At 44.0% G+C, this 17,936-nt stretch carries 14 protein-coding genes and 1 tRNA gene; 10 read left to right on the top strand and 5 right to left on the bottom strand.

Annotated features, from left to right (window positions below; all coding sequences use genetic code 11):
• The first annotated feature begins 382 nt into the window (after positions 1-382).
• From V7O64_RS01455 to V7O64_RS01435, 5 genes are all read left to right on the top strand, one after another.
• Entirely contained in the window at positions 383-2,143 is a 1,761-nt protein-coding gene (locus V7O64_RS01455; protein ID WP_407356262.1) for a site-2 protease family protein, read from the top strand.
• Between the two features lie 62 nt (positions 2,144-2,205).
• Positions 2,206-3,246: a potassium channel family protein gene (locus V7O64_RS01450; RefSeq protein WP_407356261.1), complete on the top strand. Its 1,041-nt coding sequence runs from the start codon at positions 2,206-2,208 to the stop codon at positions 3,244-3,246.
• Positions 3,230-3,940 carry a potassium channel family protein gene (locus tag V7O64_RS01445; protein ID WP_407356260.1) on the top strand — a complete coding sequence of 237 codons (711 nt, stop codon included), beginning with the start codon at positions 3,230-3,232 and terminating at the stop codon, positions 3,938-3,940. Before V7O64_RS01450 ends, V7O64_RS01445 begins: the two co-directional genes overlap by 17 nt.
• Before the next feature lie 14 nt (positions 3,941-3,954).
• Positions 3,955-4,704 (top strand): sulfite exporter TauE/SafE family protein, encoded by a 750-nt coding sequence (locus tag V7O64_RS01440; protein ID WP_407356259.1) that lies wholly within the window; start codon positions 3,955-3,957, stop codon positions 4,702-4,704.
• Positions 4,705-4,774: 70 nt separating this feature from the next.
• A tRNA-Arg gene (locus V7O64_RS01435) sits at positions 4,775-4,870 on the top strand.
• Positions 4,871-4,924: 54 nt separating this feature from the next.
• Here V7O64_RS01435 and pheT read toward each other — a convergent pair.
• Together pheT and V7O64_RS01425 are read right to left on the bottom strand one after the other, a co-directional pair.
• Positions 4,925-6,544, bottom strand: a complete 1,620-nt coding sequence (gene pheT / locus V7O64_RS01430) for a phenylalanine--tRNA ligase subunit beta (protein WP_407356258.1) — start codon at positions 6,542-6,544, stop codon at positions 4,925-4,927.
• A gap of 135 nt (positions 6,545-6,679) precedes the next feature.
• Complete coding sequence (locus tag V7O64_RS01425) at positions 6,680-7,588, bottom strand: UbiA family prenyltransferase (RefSeq protein ID WP_407356257.1); 909 nt, start codon at positions 7,586-7,588, stop codon at positions 6,680-6,682.
• 274 nt (positions 7,589-7,862) lie between these two features.
• Here V7O64_RS01425 and V7O64_RS01420 point away from each other — a divergent pair, with 274 nt between their 5' ends.
• The 3 genes from V7O64_RS01420 to rnhB all read left to right on the top strand — a co-directional run bounded on the left by V7O64_RS01420 (position 7,863) and on the right by rnhB (position 13,004).
• Entirely contained in the window at positions 7,863-10,040 is a 2,178-nt protein-coding gene (locus tag V7O64_RS01420) for a type II/IV secretion system ATPase subunit (protein WP_407356256.1), read from the top strand.
• A gap of 16 nt (positions 10,041-10,056) precedes the next feature.
• Positions 10,057-12,252 carry a type II secretion system F family protein gene (locus tag V7O64_RS01415; RefSeq protein WP_407356255.1) on the top strand — a complete coding sequence of 732 codons (2,196 nt, stop codon included), beginning with the start codon at positions 10,057-10,059 and terminating at the stop codon, positions 12,250-12,252.
• 92 nt (positions 12,253-12,344) lie between these two features.
• On the top strand, positions 12,345-13,004 hold the full coding sequence (gene rnhB / locus V7O64_RS01410; RefSeq protein WP_407356254.1) for a ribonuclease HII: 660 nt from the start codon (positions 12,345-12,347) through the stop codon (positions 13,002-13,004).
• A gap of 60 nt (positions 13,005-13,064) precedes the next feature.
• Here the strand turns inward: rnhB and purQ are convergent, their stop codons facing one another.
• From purQ to V7O64_RS01395, 3 genes are all read right to left on the bottom strand, one after another.
• On the bottom strand, positions 13,065-13,760 hold the full coding sequence (gene purQ / locus V7O64_RS01405) for a phosphoribosylformylglycinamidine synthase subunit PurQ (protein ID WP_407356253.1): 696 nt from the start codon (positions 13,758-13,760) through the stop codon (positions 13,065-13,067).
• Positions 13,757-14,008: a phosphoribosylformylglycinamidine synthase subunit PurS gene (gene purS / locus V7O64_RS01400; RefSeq protein ID WP_407356252.1), complete on the bottom strand. Its 252-nt coding sequence runs from the start codon at positions 14,006-14,008 to the stop codon at positions 13,757-13,759. The genes purQ and purS overlap by 4 nt, the downstream gene beginning before the upstream one ends.
• Before the next feature lie 150 nt (positions 14,009-14,158).
• Complete coding sequence (locus V7O64_RS01395; RefSeq protein ID WP_407356251.1) at positions 14,159-14,746, bottom strand: CDP-alcohol phosphatidyltransferase family protein; 588 nt, start codon at positions 14,744-14,746, stop codon at positions 14,159-14,161.
• Positions 14,747-15,082: 336 nt separating this feature from the next.
• Between V7O64_RS01395 and V7O64_RS01390 the strand changes: the two genes are divergently transcribed.
• Together V7O64_RS01390 and V7O64_RS01385 are read left to right on the top strand one after the other, a co-directional pair.
• On the top strand, positions 15,083-15,469 hold the full coding sequence (locus V7O64_RS01390) for a hypothetical protein (protein WP_407356250.1): 387 nt from the start codon (positions 15,083-15,085) through the stop codon (positions 15,467-15,469).
• A 188-nt stretch (positions 15,470-15,657) separates the two neighbouring features.
• Positions 15,658-17,907 (top strand): diphthine--ammonia ligase, encoded by a 2,250-nt coding sequence (locus V7O64_RS01385; protein ID WP_407356249.1) that lies wholly within the window; start codon positions 15,658-15,660, stop codon positions 17,905-17,907.
• The last annotated feature ends 29 nt before the right edge of the window (positions 17,908-17,936 follow it).

Genomic DNA, 17,936 nt, shown 5'->3' with positions numbered 1-17,936 from the left:
TATTTCCCTTATGGTTTTTATACTTATCCTTTTATGCAAGTAATAAATGTCAATGGATGCATCCTGTTTTCCCTTGAATCTTCCTGGCAGGTAAACCGGGAAGCCCGATGCCTGAACATTGTCTCACCATTCCTGCACAATTCCTTTGAAAGGCGAACCGGAATCTGATAAATACCATAACTACATTTAAAGAAAGACCTATATAAATTTAACCAACGATGTTTTTATATTTAGATTTTGAATAAAATAAATAACTGTTAATCTGCTTTAAGCCTGCCTGAAGATTTATATATTGATTTACATGTAATAAGACAATAGAATTTACCACATTGAATGGTTCAAAGTCTTCAAAGTCTTATATCAATAAAGCCGGAGAGTTTTTTTGGACGGAACAAGAATTGCATTTACACTTTTTTTGCTTTACTGGATGGCTGTGATAGTGCTTGACAGGAAAGGAATATTGCAGAAATACAACATCAGTACCTACGGACCTGTTCTGATGATCAGGACTACACGCGGACTTAAACTGCTGGACAAACTGGCCGTTCCAAGGAAGGCCTGGCGTGTTTATGCAGACATCGGCATCAGGCTCATGTTCATTGGAATGATAGCCATGTTCCTGGTGATCATTCTGTCCGATATTGCAATGCTGGCTTCAATTGGCGATAATTCAATGCCCGAGCCAGGAAAGTTCAACGAGGCGAGGAACATCTTCCTCATACCGGGTGTCAATGAGTTCATACCACTGACCTGGGGAATCCTTGCACTGGTCATCACTCTTGTCGTTCATGAATTCTCGCATGCGATACTATGCCGGGTAGAGAATATAAGGGTCAAATCCATGGGAATCCTGCTCGCACTGGTCCCAATCGGAGGTTTTGCCGAACCTGACGAAGAGGAACTCTTTGGGAAAAGGGAAGAAAAGTACAACGAGCAAGATGACCCTTACGGGGACCGCCGTCTTGGCATCACCATTGACGAGGAAGAAAAGAAACAGGTTCTCACCACATCTACCGGGAAAGATGAAAAGACAGCAAGCCGTAAACAACGAGCACGTATCCTTGCAGCAGGAGTAATGGCAAACTTTGTAGTGGCACTCCTGGCCTTCAGTCTGCTTTTCGGACCTGTGCTTGGTGCTATGGCACCCCTTGGGGACACAATGATAGTTGATGTGCAGGAGGGGAGCCCCGCCTATGGATCAGGGATCAGGGAAAACATGGTCATCACACAGATAGATGACACCCCCATAAGTAATGTCAATGAAATGCTGCAATATCTCAGCGGACTTGAAAAAGGGACATGGGTAACAGTCTATGCGGCCAGTGACAGGAAAGTCTTATCCTATGAAGCTCAGGTTATCGACACTGATATCAAGCCATCCGGAATACTCATACAGAGTATCGTTGACCAGGGACCTGCTTCTGCCGCAGGGCTGGAAGCCGGCATGCACATTACCTACATAGACGGAAGCCCTATACGCTCGTATACTGATTTCAGGAACATAATGAATTCCAGCCGTCCCGGGCAGGAAATGATCGTCAGTGCCATTATCGGGGATGCAACAGGTGATGCTGTCAGGACTGATGATTATAACGTCACCCTTGCAGAGCACCCTGATATTGAAAACAAGGGATTTCTTGGTGTAGTCACAAGTATGGATGGCCAGGTTGCAACTTCCCTGGGAATCACTGTAGGAGAATTCCCTGCCACAGCTTACCTCAACCTGTTCAAGAGCATCCCGCAGATGCTCACGGAAATAACCGGATGGGTAATCCTTCTGGGACTTCCTATAATCGGCTTTGCAGGAGAGGGATTCCCAGGCTTTAGCGGGACACTTGCACAGTTCTACGAACCTGTAGGCTGGGCGGAGCCTTTTGGGATCGGTGTGTTCTGGCTTGCAAACGCTCTGCTGTGGATAGGATGGCTTAACTTCTACGTAGGACTTTTCAACTGCCTGCCAGCAGTTCCCCTTGACGGAGGACACATATTCAGGGATTATACGAACGCATTCATATACAGGATAACAGGTGATGAAGAAAAGGCAGAGCGCTTGTCCATACTGATAGCAGCATCATTTGCCATGCTTATATTGTTGTCTTTCCTGTTCATGATATTCGGCCCGTACATCGTACATGGATTGTGAGGACATCAATATTTTTTAAGAACAAAATACAGCCCAACTAAAGTCCGGAAAAGGTAATCCATATGGAAAGCAGGCGCCTTTGGCACAGGAACATTCTCAGGCCGGTTGCCGTTGCACTGGCCATAATAGCTGTCTATATGTTCCTTTTTATGGAAATGATGATCTACGAAGGTCAATCAGAGCACGCTAATCTTTACGATGCTTTTTACTGGGTAATCTCCACTTTCACAACGGTGGGATACGGGGATATCGTATTCAACTCCCCTTACGGTAAGATGTTCTCAGTCTTTGTTCAATTAACCGGGATACCCCTTGTTTTCGGAATACTCTTTACCCTTGTAATAATACCCTGGATGGAAAAGAAGATACAGTCAACCATTCCATCCCGGGCTCATAAAGATCTCAGGGAACATACAATAATATGCGGTTACAACAGGCTCATAGAAACCCTGATAGAGGAACTGAAAGAAAACGATATCCCTTACATACTTATAGAGGAAGATAAGGAACTTGTCAGGGAACTGCTCAAAAGGAACATCTATACAATTTATGGCACTGTTTATGAAGAAGTAACACTTAAGAATGCAAATATAGATGCAGCAAGGTCGCTTATTGCAAATCATTCAGATGAGATGAATGCAAATATAGTCCTGACTGCCCGCAATATCAGTGATGTGAACATAATAGCCATTGCAGAGGACCGGTCGAACAAGAAATACCTGAAATATGCCGGTGCCACAAGTGTAGTCTCGCCCAAGGAACTGTTTGGAAGATTCATGGGCAGAAAAGCTGCAGATCCTTTCATCAATCGATTAACCGGCGCTACAGAGTTCTTTGAGGGTATAGACATCATCGAATTACCCATATATCCTAAAAGTCCCTTAATAGGAAAATCAATGAAAAGTGCATCCATCCGTGAAAGAACAGGAGCTAATGTAGTAGGTATGTGGAAAAGCGGTAAACTTACATTCATGATCAAACCTGATGAACCTATCAAAGAAGATTCAGTACTGCTTGCAACAGGCTCAAGTGAGCAATTGTCGCGGTTAAAGGGACTGACGCAGCATTCGGGACGGGATGAGATTAATGGAAAACATAAATGAGAACGGACATATAGTGATCCTCGGATGCGGAGATGTTGGTAAATGGGTTGTGGAAACACTGAAACATGCAGATATCAGATTTACAGTGGTGGATATAGATGCCAGTAACTTTGAGGATGCGGACTATGACCATGTGACCGGGAATGCAAAAGAGGAAGAAGTCCTTATGCAGGCAGGCGTTTCCCGTGCATCCACAGTTGTTGTGGCCCTTAATGATGATACTGATGTAATGTTTGCAACTCTTGTCACACGAGGACTTAATCCGGAATCCACCATAATCGCCCGTGCCAACTCCTACAGATCCATAGATAAGATATACAAGGCCGGTGCCAACTACGTGGCTGCACTACCGATCGTTGCCGGACAGATGCTTGCTAAAATGACTTCACACTGCCTTGAAATATCCTGCAGGAAAATGGACGAGGAAATTACCCTTTATGAGGGGATAGATATTGAGAAACACACCGTTACAGGCGGGGACGGGCTTGCAGACAGAACAATTGGAGATATAGATCTTCAAAAAAAGGTAGGCTGTACAATAATAGGAATAAAAAATGAGCGAGGGGTCCTCACGGACATAACGCCATCCACCATTATAATGAAAGGAGACATCATTGCAGTTTTAGGTGGAAAAGAAGAGATCACAAAATTCAAGGAAAGGTTCGTGAAAAGAGAGATCGAGAAAAAGACATAATGGATTGCTGCTGAATGGAAACGCTGGTTATTGCTTTTATTGTTTTTTGTGCATCTGCTCTATTTTCAATGATAGGTCTTGGAGGGGCCATATTCTACGTACCTTTCTTCTACTGGATCAGCGGGGATTTCATCTATTCTGTAACTATCGCACTTCTTCTGAATACTATCACATCAGGATCTGCAGCCATCACATACATAAGGAAAAAGATGGTGGATTTCAGTATATCGATACCTTTTATTATTGCTTCGATGACAGGGGCACAGGCAGGGGCATATTTTACAAAATTTGTGCCTGTTGACCTCCTGCTTGTTATATTTGCCCTTCTCATGTTCTTTGTAGGGGAGGAGATGATCTTTTCCAGGTTAGAGATTACATATCGTGAAAAACAGATCACTGGAAAAATAAAATATTTTATCATTATCATTGGAGGACTGTTGATCGGAGCAATGTCCGGTATGCTAGGAATAGGCGGAGGTACTTTTATCGTTCCTTTGCTGCTTATATTCGGATTCAGTATCAAAATAGCTGCAGCAAGTTCAGGATTTATAGTGCTTTTCACATCCATCTCAGCGTTTATTGCCCATGCACCATCCTGGGAACCTGAAAAAAACATGGTGATCGCTGTAGTGCTGGCATCTTTTATTGGAGCGCAGCTGGGTTCCTACCTTATGCATTCAAGGATAAAGGCAGACACATTGCAAAAAATGTTTGGTATCGTCCTCTGGATACTTGCAATAAGAATGCTGTCCGGGGTCTTCTGACCATTAGATGAAAACAAGGCATCTGATAGAAAACTTTAATAACAGATGCAGCAATCAGTAGTTGCTTTGCGGGCCTGTAGGGTAGCCAGGATATCCTGATGGGCTTCGATGTGACCATAAGGTCCGAAGATACCCATCGACTCGTGTTCGAATCGCGGCGGGCCCGTTAATTATGTATTTTCCTATTCATTTTACGTGAACTTGTGAAAATATAAGAGGATCAATCCGGAAGATCGATCTCAAAACCCACCACAGGCTGCCCCAGGCCGAAGTTAACTATAACCTGAGGGAATATTTCACCCATAACACCAACCTTGGTGCCATTCACGATTATATCGGCACGTCTTCCTTCCATGAAGGCGGGATCTTCTGACTCAATGACCTCATATTCAACCATACGCTCACGCATGACGGCATCAACAAGTTCCCTTACCTCTGTAAAGTTGGCCTGAGGACTGATGGAGACTGCTGCCAGGTGCAGGCCATTCCTGCCATTGATGACAACATCACCAACCTCGAATATACGTTGCGGCAGTTCCCTGTGCTGGTTAAGGGAGAGTATCTCCATAAGGTTTGGCAGTATCGTTGTCCTGACCATGGTCTGATCCTCACTTATTGGGTGCAGCACGTATGTAACATCATCTGTTCTTTCCCTGCACATCCAGTCAAAATGCACTCTCTCACTTGTAAGAGTAAAGGGCATAACCTGCAAATATCCAAGCCCTGTCATGATCTCCCGCATAGCTGAACCTATGTCAGAGAGTCTGTGGGACCTGCCAACTGTGGCATTCATGGGGAATACTGCCGGTATCTTATCAAAACCATAACCTACTGCTATATCTTCTATAATATCGGAATTGTCAAGGATATCCGCACGATAACGCGGGATGAGAACCTCGATTTGGCCATCCCCAAGTTCAGTGGCACCAAAGCCCATTCTGCCAAGCTGTCTTATTATCTCATCAACAGGCAGCTCCATACCTATGAGCCCGTCTATCTCCTCCCTGGTCAATACCTTTACTCTCGGAGTCAGGTCAAGAGGGATCGATTCGGTTCCATCGGCCTCTATAACCTTCACATATTCGATCTGGCCGCCACGCTCTGCAAGGGCAGTGGTGACAATGTTGAGTGCCGTGTACACCTCATTGCTAAGTCCGGTGACATCTACCAGAAGGTCAGTTGTCTCCTCGGTGACCATTGTAAGTGTGCCGTTGATTATAGGCGGGAACGAGAGTACATTATCATTTGCATCAAGGATGAGAGGATATTTGTCAAAACCATCAAGTATGTGTGCAAAACGTGTTCCCTTCGGATGCTTCTCAAGGATCTCCCTCATTGTCATAGGTTCTGTGAAGTCAAGGGGAACAAAGCTGAACTCCGGATCAGCTGCAATATAGCGAAAAGGAGCCTGGACCCTTGAAAGATCGTGCACACCTATGGACACTTTCTTTCGGTCACGTCCAAGACCCCAGTGAAGTGACTCCTGAAGGTCCATGAGGGTCTTGATAGCACTGGAACTGAAAGCCACACCCCGGACTACCGCACAACCAAAAACCGGGCGGACAGAATCAATGTGCTTATCCTTTGTAATCTCAACAGTATAAGGCCTGACCTCGTATTCGGAAAAACCTGCCTCAATATCCAGGAAACCACGCATTGCCCGTGCAACACCCTCTACGCTGTAAAGGTCAGGACGGTCAGGGAAGAACTCGATATCTATGGACCCCTCCTCAATGCGCTCTATATCTGCGCCTATCATAGGCACACGTTTGATTATAGTATCTTTGTCTGTTCCTGTCAATTTTTCAAGGTCATTATATGGTAAGGTTATAATAGGCATCGGATTTTCCTCTTTCAGTCCCTGCTTACTTCTATCTGTGGTCTAGCAGAACATATTCAGCTTTACATTTAATGCTTTTGTTTAAATGCGGTTTTCAGATGACTAAGTAAAGCTAAAGCAAAGATGAAGCATTATTCATAGTATACCCAGCATTGTGATGTACTGTCCTGCAAAGATGAGCACAGACCACATGATAGGTTCACATGCCGCAAATACATATGAGGAGTAGTTCTTTTTGCACTTTAGAACATTGTTGATATACGTGGCTGCATAATAGAACATAGGAATAACAGCAAGGGTTAACAGCGGAAGCAAACCAAGGATAACGCAGACAGTAACAAAAAGAATTGACAAGGAATTTACGGATCTCAATATGAAAGGATATTGCCTATCAGAGAATAATGCCGGAATTGTCAAAAGACCATCTTTGCGATCGCTCTCAGCATCCCTTACATCAAAAAGTATCTGGATGTTCATCATTCTTATGAAAATGAACAGTGCAAGCATCAAAGCACCATAAGTGATAGGTAGCGAGTAGTAGATAAAGACGAACAGTACCATAAAAGACCAGACAAAGGACACAAAGAAATTCTTGAATGCAGGTATCATTTTTGTAATTTTTTTAAAATAGCTGCCATAAAACAGTCCAAGTACCAGAATAGAGATTCCTATAAAAGTTGTAACGATATTTGCAAACAGAAGCAGCAATGCAACAAGCAGGACAGATGTGATGAGCACTGTGCACATGGCTTTATGCTTAGATCGCAGATAACGTGCACGACTGCTGTTTGTCAGCTCATCTGATGATACACCCTGTAAATAGTCATACAGGTATATCGCATAGAAGAGCAGATAAGAACAGAACAGGATATCCAAGCCCACATGTACCCTAAAAAGGGTTGCACATACCAGGATCACAGCTACAGAACCCACTGCAAAAAGATGACCTCCAAAGACCATTTCTTTCCAGAACAAATTCATGAGTTTTATAAGCTGATTGTTGATTGCAATGAAAAAATCTATTTTATGTACATTTTCAACCATAAAAAAGACATATTTGTACATAGATGTTAAAATTATGAATATATTTATAGTTTTATAAAGTATTCTGTGTACATCGTATATATAGACTTGAACACACAAACTGCAATACAGTAATTAATACTGTTGATAGATGAAGAAAGCTATGACCGATCTTTGAACAAAATGTGCACAGAGACAATAGCTTTAATACCCATTATAATTATAATAAGGACATAATATATCTAAGCTCTTAAAACTTCATAATGCACATAGTGATGCATCAAACGGTGAAACAATGGCCGATGCCCAATTAAAAGATCCTGGAAAAAAGCATCTTGAAAGTAACAATAAAAATGAAGATGAAAAAGTGACATCAAATACCGGGTTGTCACATGCTGATGAGTCATCGGTACAAAAAAGCGGGGAAAAGGATGATGGTATGCAGGATGATGAATTAAATGATAATGAAGCATCCGATGATGCTGTGAGCATGGAAATTCTCAGGGAGATCTCCAGGATAAAAGAGGATGAAGACAAATTTGAGAAGGACTTTGCACAGATCCTGAACAGAAATGATCAAGGAAAGGATGAAACAGGCCCTGATAATGATTATAAGGCACAGGATATAGCACTGGATGAGGAAGATCTTGGAATATTACTCCCAAGATCACATAATTTCGGGCCACAAAAAAACGAGAACAAAGGTCCGGAAAAGGAAGATACTTCCGCCACAGGAAAAACAGAAGACCTGATTGCTGAAGCCCATATTCCTCTTAATGATGAGAAGGACATTCTCCCTCTGTCAGAAAAAGAAAAGAGCACAATGGCATCTGAAGAAGAAAGCCTGGCTGAGAGCCTTCCAGAAAAAGAAAATGTGGCCTGCGAAAATAAAGAAGAAAAAATAAGCATGCTCGGGAAGATCAAAAGGCTTTTCAGACAAACCGAGATCGAGCTGGAGCACTATGATCCAGAGATACACGGCCCGATAACAGAATTCAAAGATGTGGAGGGCTATCAGGAAGTAGAACGTTATTGGGTCAATGAGCCTTATGCTTTTATCGTTATATTGTACAACGAAGACAAGAACAATTATCTTTACTATATTGTCGAGCCGGAACTGACAGGATTTGAAAAGACCTTCCTTCTTGAGATTAAGGACAGACTTCGGGATGTACTTCTTGTGGAAGAGATAAACGAGGAAGGGGATGACAGGGAAACTGTCCTTGACTCGAAGATCAGGTCGATAATAAAGGACTACACTATTGAAATAACACCACCTATGCTTGAAAAGATCTCATATTACATAAAAAGGGACTTTGTCAGGTTCGGAAAGATAGATGCCCTGATGAAAGACGATTCCATAGAGGATGTATCCGGCAACGGCCATGATGTTCCTATTTTCCTCTACCACAGAGCGCATCATAATATTGCTACCAACGTTGTATATGAAGAAGACGAACTGAACTCTTTCATCATACAGATGGCACAGAGAAGCGGAAAACACATCTCGGTTGCAGAACCCATGGTTGATGCGACCATGCCTGACGGCTCAAGGATACAGATGACACTTGGCACAAGTGTGACCGCTCATGGCAGTACATTCACCATACGTAAGTTCAGTGACACACCCATCACCCCTGTGGACCTTATCAAATGGGGTACCTTCTCATCCGAATCCATGGCATACCTGTGGCTGTGCATAGAAAACAACAAGAGCCTGATCTATGCAGGAGGTACGGCATCAGGAAAGACATCCTCACTTAATGCAGTTTCACTTTTCATCCCTGAAAAGGCAAAGGTCATCACACTTGAGGATACAAGGGAACTCAAACTGCCACATCCAAACTGGATCCCCAGTGTCACAAGAGATTCATTCACTGCAGATGAGAGGGGAGCTGTCGATATGTACGACCTGCTTAAAGCTGCACTGAGACAACGACCTGAATACCTGCTGGTAGGTGAGGTCAGGGGTAAGGAAGCTCTCACACTTTTCCAGGCAATGTCAACAGGTCACACTACATTCTCCACCATGCACGCAGACTCCGTGGCGTCGGCAATTCACAGGCTTGAGAACCCGCCCATCAGTGTTCCGCGTACAATGATCCAGGCACTTGATATAATGAGCATACAGTCCCAGACCTATACAAAGGGAAAACGTGTCAGGAGAAATATCAAGCTGGTTGAGATAATTGATATCGACCCCAATACAAGGAACATAAGGACAAACGATATCTTTGTGTGGGATTCTGAGTCGGACATGTTCATCCGTACCGGTGAATCAAAAGCTCTCTTTGATATCAAGATGCGGCGTGGATGGGGACAGGGCAAGATCGACCAGGAGCTATATTATCGCCAGAAGATCCTTGAATATATGGTGAACAACAATGTCAAGGACTTCCAGGAAATATCCGATATAATCAATGCTTACCAGTCAACACCGGAAAAGGTCCTGAGGAAACTGCAACTGGCATAAGATGTGGTGTGATACTGTGACCGATATCAAAGAAAATGCTGGCAATCTGAAGGAAAATTCACCAGAGGATACAATTTCAGATTTGTTCCCGCAAGAGAATACCGACCTGCATAAGGTTGAAACTGAAGAGAAGAATACAAAAAAGAAATCAACGCGGGGGAAATCTAAAAGGGATTTTGATGTTGACCATTATGCAAAAAAAGTAACTGCATACATAAACATCCTGAAGAGGATTCCTTTTGTACTGATAGGGGACAGGATAAAAGATAAAAAGGACAATTACAGGAACCTTCAAAAACAAATGAATCAGGCGCGTATCCCTCTCTCACATGAGATGTATATATCAAATGCAATCTTCTATTCCATAATAGCAGGAATGGCCGGGGCTTTGATAGGCCTGTTCCTGACATATATAATCATCATCCTGGTAGGACTTCCGGATAAGATCACCAATATCACATTAAGCCCCCAGATGGCCACTCTTCTTCAATTCAAGGAGATATTCTTTGGATTGTTCATTACCATGGTTTTCATATTAGGAATGGGGGGTCTGGTGTATGCATTGTTCATGCTTTATCCGGGTTTCCAGGCAAGCGAGAGAAAAGCAAAAATAGACATGCAGCTTCCCTATGCAGTTACTTTTATGTATGCACTGAGCAAGGGAGGAATGAATATAATCGATGTCTTCAGGGCTATAGCGGATTCTGAAGATACCTATGGAGAGGTTTCAAAGGAAATTGATTCCATTGTGCGGGATATGGACTATTTCGGACATGACCTGAGAACAGCACTTTCCAGTGCTTCTGAAACCACACCATCTGACAGGTTCCAGGACCTTATATACAACCTGCTGACTGTCATTGACAGTGGCGGTAATATCCCTAACTATTTCCGTGACAAGTCAGAGCAATACCTTCTAAAGGCAGAAGTTGACCAGAAAGGGTTCCTGGAGACCCTGGGGCTGCTGGCTGAATCCTATGTTACGGCCTTTGTAGCCGGGCCTCTTTTTATAATCATAATGGGAGTAATGATGGCCGTGATGGGATCAGGTACTACCACCATGGTGTATGCAATTATCTATGCAGTCCTTCCTGTGGGTTCATTGATGTTTGTGGTGATGATCAGCATAATTACCCCTACAGAGCTTGGAGAGCCGAAACTGCTTCCGACCAATGAGACCCTGGACCATGGGATACCACAGGTCCCTGAAACACTTGAGAAGAAATTTGATGAAAACGGGGAGCTTGTTGATGAAAGAGAAGAAAAGGTCCGTGAAAGGGGATACTTTGAAGGGTTCATCAAATCAAAGAAATCACTGGCATTCAGGAATATCCTTAAAAATCCCCTTACTCCTATGCTTAAAAACCCCCTGGCAACACTTGTGCTGACCATACCACTTGCAATGCTTGTGGTCCTGGTTCCCCTGTTCATGAATATGAACCGGCTTGGTAATCCGATGGCACTTGTTGATTTTATTGATGATAAAATAGTCCTTGCATTATTCATAATAATAGTCCCACTTGCATTATTCCATGAAATAAAGATCAGCAGGAAGAAAAAACTGGAGAACAGTTTTCCTGATTTTCTTAAGAAACTTGCCAGTACCAATGAAACGGGAATGACACTGAGGGATTCCATCAGGCTGATGGCAAAATCAAATACCGATACCCTGAGCCGTGAGATCAGAAAGATCTGGCATGACATCTTCTGGGGACTTGAGATAAACGACGCACTTATAAGATTTGCAAACCGCCTGAGGACACAGGTGGTCACAAGGTCCCTTTCACTTATAACAAAAGCTAATGATTCAAGCGGAGATATAGGAGAAGTGCTCATGGTAGCTGCAAGGGATGCGGCTTCTGAACAGGGCATGAAAAGGGAGCGTAGCATGAGCATGATGATCTATATAGTCATCATTTACATATCGTTCCTCGTCTTTGTTGGTGTGATCTACGTCATATCCACAACATTCCTGTCCGAAATGGCAGAGGCCGGACAGCAGATGGCAGCCTCCGGTTCACAGGCAGGAGGCTTCCTGGGAAACTTTGACCTTGAGTCCTATACACGCCTGTTCAAACATGCAGCCATCATCCAGGGACTCAGCTCCGGGCTTATGGCAGGTGCCATGGGAGAGGGAAGTGTGATGTCAGGCCTGAAGCATTCCACAATAATGATAGCCATAGGATATACCATATTCACACTATTCATCTGAAGGAACGCAGTATATCCTGGCAAATATTTTTTTACAATCAGGCTCTAAGAGATGGTAACAGACATGAGGATCATGTACCGGGACCATATACGATGAAAATTGCAGGGATAGATGAAGCCGGGAAAGGACCGGTCATTGGACCAATGTGCGTTGGTGGGGTATTGCTGGATGAGTCCGCAAGCAATGTTTTGAAGAATCTTGGGGTTGCGGATTCAAAGAGGATCAGTCCAAAAAAAAGAGAGCTGCTTGCAGGACAGATAGAAAAATACTCCCGGAGGGTGTTCATCCTTGAGGTTTCAGCAGCGCAGATAGACGAGCTTCGTAAGCTTATGAGCATGAATGAGATAATGGTCCTTGCCTTCTCAAAGGTTCTTGGCCAGCTCCACCCTGACAAAGCCTACGTGGATGCTGCAGACGTTAATGAGAAAAGGTTTGGGATACGGCTGCTGGAAGAATACAGGAAAGATCATCCTGAGATCTCACCAGACTTGCCCGTTATCTCAAAACATCAGGCAGATGCCATTTATCCTGTTGTATCGGCGGCTTCTATAGTGGCCAAGGTACGCAGGGATGAGTTGATAGAAGAAATCAAAAAGGATATAGGGATTGATTTTGGAAGCGGATATCCATCTGACCCGAAAACAAAAAAATTCCTTGCAGACTGGTACCACAAGCATGACAATCTGCCTGAATTTGTAAGGCATTCCTGGAAAACCGCAGAGAATGTGATAAAGAGAGATAAAAAACCCTGAATATGAACTGATGGTCAGTCTGTAAACAGACTTAGAAAAGCAAGGAACAAGAAAAAGGAATTATTGGCTGGAGATGAACTCCACCATCGATTCGAAGATCTTCAGACCATCCTTTGAACCCAGCACTTCCTCAGATGCCCTTTCGGGGTGTGGCATCATACCGAGTACGTTCCTTTTTGCGTTCACGATACCTGCAATGTTTTCCTTTGAGCCATTAGGATTTGCCTCATCGTTCACCCTGCCTTCTTTATCCACATACCTGAAGGCCACCTGCTTGCCATCCTCAAGCATGGAAAGTGTGAACTCGTCCGCATAGAAATTACCTTCCATGTGGGCGACAGGAATGCTGAGAATATCACCCTTGCAAAACTTTGACGTGAAGGGTGTGTCGGTGGTCTCTACCCTCAGGAAAGTGGGCTCGCACCTGAACTTGGGATAATTGTTGGTGGTGAGGGCACCTTCAAGCAGCCCTGATTCGGTAAGTATCTGGAAACCGTTGCAGATACCAATTACCGGCTTGCCTTCATCTGCGAGGGCTTTGATGGATGCCATGACAGGAGTGCGTGCTGCTATGGCACCGGCTCTGAGATAATCACCATATGAGAAGCCGCCGGGAACAACTATTCCGTCAAAGCGGGAGAGGTCTTCTTCCTTGTACCATACTAGTTCAGCGTCAACCCCGATAACATCTTTCAGGACATGCAACACGTCAAGATCACAATTGCTGCCACCAAACTGTACAATACCGATGCTCATTGCAATTCCCTCAGGGAGATGGAGTAATTATGGATGATCGGATTTGCTATCAGTTTCTGACACATTGCTTCAACTGTTTCCCTGGCATCGTGGATACTTGCGGCCTGAAGGATAATAACGTACTTTTTTGCAGTCTTTACACTCTCTGTTTCATATCCCAGGTGCTCCAGAGCCCTTTTTATGGTGGTACCTTCCGGGTCAAGCATGCCGCTTTTAAGCTCGATGGTTACTTCCGCCTGATATTGCATGTGGAATCCTCGTCTATATTCTATCGGTATTTGAATGAATTGTATTTGGATGAATTTGCAGATAATTAAGATAACAGATGAACAAGGCAATTAATAATAACGCCTGCTATTATAATCTTTGCATTGCAGGCCAGTTCCCATGCAACCAGTTCAGACAAGTGACCTCTTTGCATGGAGAAGGCGCTGGACTATGGTTACATGTGTAAGCACAACAATGATGAATATTGCTTCACCCAGATAGCCACTAAGTGAGCCTGCTACAAGTATTAGCATGCGTTCCGGCCTTTCTGCAATCCCGACATTCATTGATTTTGCACCTGCTGCTTCTGCACGGGAACGTATATAACTGACCAGATAAGAGCCCATGATAGCAAATACGACCCAGAGCCACAGAGGAACTGAAAATATAAAAGTCTGCACAATATTCCCCGAAATGAGCCCGTAGATTATTCCAGTAAAAATGATGGCATCTGCATACCGGTCACATACGGAATCAAGCACCGCACCAAAGGCGGTCATAAGGCCTTTTGCCCTTGCAACGGCACCATCCACCATATCGAAGAACCCGCTGAGCAGGATGAGCAGAGCCCCTCCTGTAAGATCACCTGCAGAAAACACAACTGCAGCCCAGATGCTTATGAGCAGGCCTGTTATAGTGAGGGAATTGGGGGACAGGGGTATCCAGCTAACGAGCGGCAAAACTGATTTCCTGATAGTATCCTTCAATTCGGTAAGCATGTGATCTCTGTCCTTCTATCCTTCATTGCTTCCTTAAGCCTTTAGAAGTTCTTTGTATTTCAGGTATTGCATTCAGTGGCCAGCTATCACGACCTGTGCCTGAAGCCTGATATAATGAACAATATTAGAACAATCCAGAATAAAAGAACATAGAATGTAGATTCCATCATAATGATTATGCTCATTAGATAATATAGTATAGAAAATGTTAAATACTAAATTGGAAAAGCATATTTTGTAGATACGAACACATGATTGTAGCAGATGCTACAGTCTCATGATTTGCATGAAATATCTGTGTAGCTGGATTCTGCAAAAATAAACAGAGGCAATGAAATGAAGACCGAGCGCAAGATTCTGGTATGCGAGAACGGAAAGCTGGTACTTAAGAAGATATCGCTGGCATACAAGGGTTCTAATGGCGAGACTGCATATCTTTTCGAACCTGAGAAGAAAGCAGAGAGCAATACAGAGAACCTTTACGAACGTATTGAGAACAATTTCCTGCTTATAGGTCTTCTCAGGAAAGTGGATATGTCAGGGCTCTGTGAAGAGGAGACCCAGGAGTTGATGCTGAAAAAACACGAGAAGGAGGAAAGATACCTCAGGGCCGGCCGGGCCAGCGGATATAAACTGGGTGTTGACATAGACCCGGAAGATATACTGAGATTCTACATCTCCCTGACACCGCAAGAGCGCGTGGCCCTGGAATGCAGGCCATGAGCCCTGGCCCGCCACATCCTTTTACATCCTTTTTACCCTCTCTTGTTCTTTTTTGTATTCTATTCTTTTTTATTCGGTTATTCTCTGAAGACCGCCTGTATGAGATTGCAGGCTGCCTATTTATACCATTAAAAACCTTTATGTGCCCGCAAAGACCTTCTGAATCAAAAACACAACCACAAGAAAATATGTGCTCTATTACAGGTTTCTTTAACAACGACAATGCACTGGATAATACACTTCACGCCCTTGAGATAACAAAGAACAGGGGACTGGATGGTATTGGCATTTGTACAGATAGTGAAATTTACCGTGCAGAAAATGCTGATTCTCCTGGGATTGGACAGGAAACTGCAGGAAAGAATGTGTTAGGTCATCGGCTGCATTCCATGGTCAGTTTCGTGCTGCAGCCAATAGTCTGCAAAGGAAGGATGGTTGCAAACTGTGAGATCTACAACTGGAAGGAGCTTGCACAAAAGTATGACGTACATGCAAAGAACGACACTGACCTGCTGATAAAACTCATCGAAATGCAGGCATTGGATTCAGACAGCAGAGCTCTTTCAAGAAATGAGATAATGCAGGTCATCGATGATGTACTGCGCAAGGTACTCGGAGTCTATGCCTTTGCATACTGGCTGAATGGAACCGTTTACATTGCAAGGGACATCGTAGGCATCAAGCCACTCTGGTACAGCAACTCAGACTCGGACGGTTTTGGATTCGCATCTGAGAAAAAAGCACTGGCCAGAAACGGATACCTGGACATCAGGGAGCTCAATCCCAGAGAGATACTTGCCTACGACATCGCAACAGGCACTATGGAAAAATATAGCCGGCAATTCTTCTCACTGACACCTCAGCACGAAGGCAGTATTATCGAAGTGCAGGAAAAAATGCAAAGACTTCTGGAAAATGCTATATCGATACGCATCCCTGATGAGAGATTCGGTATTCTCTTTTCCGGTGGCCTTGACTCCACCATCATTGCATACATGTGCAAACTCCTTGGTAAAGTTCCGGGCGTGGATTTTACCTGTTACACGTCCGGTCTTTGTGAAGTACAGCTCCCACCTGACATAGAATACGCTAAAATGATAGCAGATGAACTTGGGCTTGACCTGAGGATCAAAAGTATCGGAATGGAAGAAGTTGAGAACTACCTGAAAGAAGTGGTGCCTCTTGTGGAAGATACGAATGTACCCAAGGTCGGCGTTGCGCTTACCATGTATGCTGCATGCATTGCTGCACGGGAGGATGGTATCAGGGTGATGTTCTCAGGCTCCGGGGCAGACGAGCTACTTGCAGGCTATGACCGGCACAAGCGCTCCACGGATATAGACAGGGACTGTTATGCAGATGTACTGAAAATATACGAAAAGAATACCTACCGTGATGATGTTGTTTCCATGAACAACAATATAGAACTGCGTGTGCCTTACCTTGACAAAAGGTTCGTTGACTTTTGCCTGAAAATACCTTCTGAATATAAGATCAACGATGAGCAGAACAAACTTATTTTACGTCTGCTCGCCGATGAACTTGGAATTCCTGCCCAGGTTAGCCAGCGCAAAAAACAGGCGGCTCAATATGGAAGCCGTTTTGACAAGGCTATCGGCAAACTTGCAAAAAGAGCCGGCTGCCGGACAAAGACCGATTACCTCAGCCACTTCTACGACAAGCCAAACCTCAAACTCGGAGTGCTTTTCAGTTCCGGAAAGGACAGCAATTATGCAATGCACATAATGCAGCAGCAGAACTATGCCATTGAGTGTCTTATCACCATCAAGAGCAAGAATCCTGATTCATACATGTTCCACACACCTAACATAGACCTTGCACGCCTGCAGGCGGAAGCTATGGAACTGCCACTCATTGAAGAACTAACGATGGGTGAGAAAGAGAAAGAACTGGATGACATGAAGAATGCCATCATTCGTGCCAGGGAAGAGTTCGGTATAGAAGGAGTTATCACCGGTGCCCTGTATTCCAATTACCAGCGCGAGAGAATAGAAAAAGTATGTGATGAACTCGGGCTGAAGGTGTTCTCACCCCTGTGGCATATCGACCAGGAAAAAGAGATGTATCAGTTGCTTGAGAGAGGATTTGAATTCATCTTCAGTAGTGTGGCCGCATACGGCCTGAACAAAAGCTGGCTAGGCCACATTATTGGGAAGAAGGACATCGAAAAACTTGTGAAGCTCAATGAGAGGATCGGTCTTAATGTGGCAGGAGAAGGCGGTGAGTTTGAGAGTTTCGTAACAGACGGGCCAATGTACAAAAAACGGATAGATATCCGTGATTTTGACATAATGGAACTGGATGAATACACGGCAAAGATAACAATTACCAATGCTGTACTGGTTGATAAAGACCGAACTGGCAATTGTCCTGTCATGAAGGCAGAACAAAAAGATATTAATAAGGGCATAGAGTAGCAAAGGACACTATCTGCCTTACTGAAGAA

Source organism: Methanolobus sp. WCC5 (assembly GCF_045690325.1).
Taxonomy (GTDB): domain Archaea; phylum Halobacteriota; class Methanosarcinia; order Methanosarcinales; family Methanosarcinaceae; genus Methanolobus.
Note: the sequence above shows the minus strand (reverse complement) of the source record. Positions and strands in the feature narration are given on the sequence as shown.